At 56.9% G+C, this 4,396-nt stretch carries 3 protein-coding genes; all 3 read left to right on the forward strand.

Annotated elements, in window-relative coordinates:
• Window positions 1-111: 111 nt before the first annotated feature.
• Complete coding sequence (locus BC440_RS11500; protein WP_071240236.1) at window positions 112-1,314, forward strand: LysR family transcriptional regulator; 1,203 nt, start codon at window positions 112-114, stop codon at window positions 1,312-1,314.
• An 8-nt stretch (window positions 1,315-1,322) separates the two neighbouring features.
• On the forward strand, window positions 1,323-2,591 hold the full coding sequence (locus BC440_RS11505) for a YiiX/YebB-like N1pC/P60 family cysteine hydrolase (protein WP_139192119.1): 1,269 nt from the start codon (window positions 1,323-1,325) through the stop codon (window positions 2,589-2,591).
• 533 nt (window positions 2,592-3,124) lie between these two features.
• Window positions 3,125-4,222, forward strand: a complete 1,098-nt coding sequence (locus BC440_RS11515; protein WP_083379359.1) for a patatin-like phospholipase family protein — start codon at window positions 3,125-3,127, stop codon at window positions 4,220-4,222.
• The last annotated feature ends 174 nt before the right edge of the window (window positions 4,223-4,396 follow it).

The raw sequence follows: 4,396 nt of genomic DNA on the forward strand, positions 1-4,396 counted from the left end.
GGCTTTTGGGGCGGTTTGGCGACGGGGGCGGGGCCGCATGCAGGAATATCTGCACAACGCGCAATTTACCCGTTAGTGTTGCAGTCCGGTCAACCAGTTAGCGGATGAAACATGCTGTCTTCCATCAGTTTGCGCCATATGCGGGTTTTTGTGGCGGTCGCCGATCATGGCACCTTTACCGCCGCGGCGGAGGTTCTGGGGCTGACGCCGTCGGGATTGACGGCGACGATCCGGCAGTTCGAGGATGTGGCGGGCACGCCGCTTTTTGATCGCACGACGCGACAGGTGACGTTGAGTGCTACCGGCGCGCGGTTTTTGCCCACGGCGCGTCGGTTGATCAGCGAATTTGAAGAGGCGCTTGGCGATCTTGATGCGCTGTCCAAGGGGATTGGCGGGACGATCCGCATTGCGGCGGCCCCCTCGGTCCTGACGCGCATTCTGCCCGGCGTGATCAGCCGGTTTGTTGATGAACATCCCGATGCGCGGCTTCGCCTGGACGAGCTGAATGCGGGCGAGGTGCATGAGGCGGTGGCGCGCAACGAGGCGGATTTCGGCATTGCCGGGGAATGGCATGCCCTGCCCGATATTGCGTTTAGCCCGTTATTTTCCGACCGGTTCGGGGTGCTGTGCCGGTCTACCCATGCCTTTGCCAGACGCAGTGCGATTGCGTGGTCGGAACTGGCCGATCAGGCCTTTGTCGGGCTGGGCCCGGAATCGGGCACGCGCGCGATGATGGCGGCACCGGGAAGCTGGGCCGGTGGTACTGGTGGCGCTGCCGGTTCTGGTGGGGGTGGCGCGGGAGATGTGCCGGTGGACCCGGCGGAGGTCGCGGCCTCCGACGTGCTGAAGCGCGCCGCCGCCCTTGGCCTGCCCGAGGCGCAAATGGTATTGCGCCGGGCGAATGCCAGCGAACGGGCGATTGAGCGGGTGGCGAAAATGGCGAAACCCCGCCAATCGGATGCGGGGCAGAACGGCAGTGGCGGCGGGGCCAAGGACGGGCCGGGCAGTGCGATGATCGACCCGGTCGCGCAATTACGCCCGATTGTCGAAACATCCAATACGCTGACACTGGCCGCGATGGTGGCCGAAGGGGTGGGGATCACGGTGCTGCCGGAACTGGCCGCGCGCGTCGCCGACCTTGCCGCACCGGGAAAACTGGCCTTCGTGCCGCTCTGCGAACCCATCCGCAAACGCCCGATTGGCATCATCACGCGGCAAAGCAGAAGCCTGTCGCCGATTGCGAGGATATTCCTTGCGATGGTGATGGAACAGGCACCCAAAATGGATTTGCCTGCGGCGATTGAGTGGGGGTGAGGGGAATAATGAAACGCATTAATTTCAAATTGTTGAAACCCGGTGATATCATCTTGACTGCGAGAGCAGGGAAAACTGGAAAAGCCATTCGGTTCTCTACGCAAGGGAGCGTTTCCCACGCCATGCTTTATGTGCAACGAGGTTCGGTCATCGACTCTACTCCGGATGGCGTCCAAGCTCGGAATTTACAGCGTGAGCTCTTTGATGATGAGGAGGAATTTTTTGTATTCCGGCTAAAGGAAGAATTGCCGGAGCTTAGAATCTCCCAAATTGTCAACTTTGCCAGATCGGAAATAGGTACGCGGTATTCTAAGGTTGAAGCTGCACGCACAGTGCTTGGAGGCCCTAAGAAGCCGCGCGGAAGGGCAGAATTCTGTTCGCGGCTGGTTGCGCGCTCATATCAAATCGCGGGTGTGCAGCTTGTTCCTGATCATGATTATTGTTCACCCGAAGATTTGCGGAACAGCCCCTTGCTTCATGAACTGCCAGATGTATCAGAGACTGTTACAGATGAAGAAATTAAGTGGTTAAAGAAAAGGCACAATCCCATACAGGTGATGCAGGAAGCAACCAACGTGGTTCTTGATGCTGCGCGCAGCTTTGAAGGCAGCGTGGAGAATTTGCAAGACCTCGATAAGTTGGTGATGGAGCATCCCAAATATGACGCTGTGATCGCGAGATCCTACCGTGATTCTGGTTACTTGGATGTATGGAAGCACGAACTTAAAACCCATCCATGGCGGTATGACATGGTGGAAATGCGGCAAATGCAAAAAATTGCAGATCAGGACGAGCTAAGAGCCTATTCCATAGACACGATTAGGGAAGCTTATTCTGGCGGCTTTCGGTATGCTTGTAATCTTGCTTATTACAAGCAACAGAACAACTACGCACCGCGCGAAACATTTGACCAACTTATCACGCTCTACGAAATGCTTGTGAAAATTGATCAAGATCGCCGCGAAGTGGCTTGTGCTTGGCTACTCGAGAACTTTCCTAATGATGTGGGGCGCTATATGGAACGCGTGGTTCCTCACAGTGAATTATGGTTTTCAATTGTTGATAGTGTGGAGCCTCGGCTCGGCGCTTTAGCGCGCTTCGCCATTCAGTCAGAGCAGTCGCTAGAAATTTGTTCGGCATGTGGGGACGTGCCTGCTATCGACTACCGTATAGTCAATTCCGCTGAGGCAATGCCCGGCGTTCCATCGCTAAGGCTTTGCGATGATTGTCACGCAATACGTTTAGGTTATGGCGAAGAGCTTGAGCTTCTCTGCTAAACATCCAGTCATCCAGTAGATTATTCGTCACGAGCGTCAATCTATGACTGCGCAAATGTCTTGCGATCATTAGGTCGTAAAGCTTGATGGTGTTATTTTATTTTTCAAAAGAGCTTCTGAACCCTGCCGTTTTTTCTATGTCCGGCTGGTTTCGGTCGCTCATGAAATCATCTGAGACGCTTTGCGTGTCAAAGAAGTTGTCCCATAGCTGATCGGTTGGCGTGAGGTCTCGCGAGGTGTCCGCCGCCTCAGTCTTGCCGCGCAGGGAAATGGATTTCGGGGGCTTTGGGGGCATTGCGGGTGCCTCCTCCTTTTTCGATCATTGGTTTATATTTTGGTGATGGGCGGCACAGGTCAAGTGCATATGCGCGAAAGCGGAGCCTGTGGCGCGATGGACCCCCGCTTTCGCGGGGGTGACGGCGGGGCGGCGGTGTTTTGTCGCCTTTTAACCCTTCCAAACTGGCAATTCTTCGCATGTGCAACATATCATGAGGGTGGGCGTGGCCCGCGAGTGAGATGACGCAGGAGTTGGCATGAGCGAGAGTGCGAAGAAACCGACGGCGAAGAGCAAGGTGAACGGGCGCGGGAACGCGAACGGCAAAACCAACGGCAAAGCCAAAAAGCCGCGCAAGCATATCAGTCTGGCGTTGCAGGGCGGCGGGTCGCATGGGGCGTTTACGTGGGGTGTTCTGGACCGGTTGCTTGAGGATGAGGAAATCACGGTTGAGGCGATTTCGGGGACCTCGGCCGGGGCGATGAATGCCGCGGTGGTGACGTCGGGCTTTGCCAAGGGCGGTTATGAGGGGGCGCGGATTGATCTTGAGACTTTCTGGCGTGCGGTGTCGGAAGCCGCCCGGTTCAGCCCGCTTCAGCGCAGCCCGATTGATATTCTGTTTGGCAACTGGTCGCTTGAAAATTCGCTGGCTTATATGTGGCTGGATATGAGTGCGAAGATGTTTTCGCCCTATGACCTGAACCCGGCGGGGGATAATCCGTTAGCCGCGATTTTGAACGAGGTTGTCGATTTCAGGGCGATCAATGAAAGCCCGGCCAAGCTTTTTGTGACCGCGACCAATGTGGAAACCGGGCAGGGGCGGGTGTTTCGCAACCCCGATATCACGGTCGATGTGCTGCTGGCGTCGGCCTGTCTGCCGACGATTTACAAGGCGATTGAGATTGACGGGGTGCCGTACTGGGACGGCGGATATTCCGGCAATCCGAGCCTTGGGCCGCTGGTGCGCGAATGCGGATCGGATGATACGGTTTTAGTACAGATCAACCCGGTCAAACGGCCCGGCGTGCCGAAAACATCACGCGATATTGCCAATCGGCTCAACGAGGTATCGTTCAATAGCAGCCTGATGAAGGAATTGCGGATGATTGCGATCCTGCGCCATGATGCGCCGACCCATGCGTGCGAGGCCAGCAAATGGGGGGCGATGCGGATGCATTGCATCGCAAGCGATGTGATGCTGGAGCTTGATCAATCCTCCAAACTCAATGCCGAATGGGATTTCATGACCATGCTGCGCGACAAGGGGCGCGAGGCGGCGGCGAAGTTTCTGCGCAAGCATCGCGGCGATATTGGCGAGCGGCCGACACTGGACCTTGATCTGTTTGCGCCGGATTGACGCGTGAGGGCTTGCGGGTTTGGTGGCGGGATTTGAGGCTGCGGCACGAAGGGCTGGATTCCCGCGTGCGCGGGAATGACGGTTTTTGGGGTGTTGCTTTTCCATCCGTTCGTCACTCCCGCGAAGGCGGGAGTCCATGGGGCTTGCGGGCTCGGTGGCGGGGGTGTGTGGTTT

Origin of the sequence: Thalassospira sp. MIT1004 (assembly GCF_001858545.1) — a bacterium.
Classification (GTDB): domain Bacteria; phylum Pseudomonadota; class Alphaproteobacteria; order Rhodospirillales; family Thalassospiraceae; genus Thalassospira; species Thalassospira xiamenensis.